1 protein-coding gene is annotated in these 1,205 nt (G+C 59.2%); it reads right to left on the bottom strand.

Annotated elements, in window-relative coordinates:
- Window positions 1–1,129 (bottom strand): IS256 family transposase (locus tag AB0H42_RS35775; RefSeq protein ID WP_357064327.1); only part of this gene is annotated, 1,129 nt, incomplete at its 3' end.
- Window positions 1,130–1,205: the final 76 nt, after the last annotated feature.

Below are 1,205 nucleotides of genomic sequence, written 5' to 3'. Positions count from 1 at the left end.
CATTGGGGAAGTGCCCACGCCGCCTGGTTGCCTGCCGGAACCGGGAATTCAGGCTCTCGATGGCATTCGTAGTGTAGACAAGCTTCCGGATGGGTGCCGGGAACTTCAGGAACGGCGTGAATTGTTCCCAACTGTTCCTCCACACCGCGATCATCGCCGGATACTTCGGCTCCCATTCCGCAGCAAACTCCTCGAACAAGGATTCTGCGGACTCCACCGTCGATGCGGTATATATGGCCCGGAGTTCGGTCGTGATCCGGCTCCAGTATTTCCGGGAAGAGTACTTCAGGCTGGCCCGTACGAGGTGGACGACGCATTGCTGAACATCGGCCAGCGGCCAGGTGTCATTGATCGCCTCGGGCAGCCCCTTCAGGCCGTCGCAGCAGACGATCATCACGTCCTCGACGCCCCGGTTACGCAGTTCGGTGAGCACTCCGGCCCAATGTTTCGCCCCTTCGCCGCCGGTACCGACCCACAGGCCCAGCACATCCCGCTCGCCGGCCAAAGTGACGCCCACCGCGACGTAGACCGGCCGGTTCACCACCCGACCATCCCGGATCTTGACGAAAATGGCATCGATCAGCACCACCGGATAAACACGTTCCAACGGCCGTGACTGCCATTCATTCATCTCCTCGACCACCTTATCGGTGATCTTCGAGATCAACTCACGAGAAACATCCACATCATAGATCTCCGACAAATGCCTCTGAATCTCACCAGTAGTCAATCCCTTCGCATACAAAGAAATGATCGACTCATCGAAACCCTCGATCCGCCGGGCATGTTTCGGAACGATCTGCGGCTCGAATTCCGCTTTCCGGTCACGTGGCACATCGATCCGCACCGACCCCACATCAGTATGAACGGTTTTTTGCGATCGCCCGTTACGATGATTCCCGGCCACGCGTCCCGCCGGATCACCCTTCGAATAGCCGAGGTGTTCATCCAGCTCCGCATTCAACGCCGCCTCCAGAACAGTTTTCGTGATCTGCGACAGCAAACCACCCGCGCCGGCCAGGGACACCCCTTCTTTTTTGGCCTTCTCGATCAATTCCTGAGCGATCCGGACATCCAAGCCATCCGGCGCCGACGACTCCACGGCCACCGACTTCGACTCCTCCGACACGACAATCCTTTCCGCTGAAGCAGGCCGCCTCAGCTTGTCGGATCACCGCCCCGCCCACAAGATCGCTGACAGTCCC

It is taken from the genome of Nocardia sp. NPDC050799, assembly GCF_040654015.1.
GTDB lineage: Bacteria > Actinomycetota > Actinomycetes > Mycobacteriales > Mycobacteriaceae > Nocardia.
The sequence above is the reverse complement of the archived record's forward strand: the minus strand, read 5'-3'. Positions and strand labels throughout refer to the sequence as shown.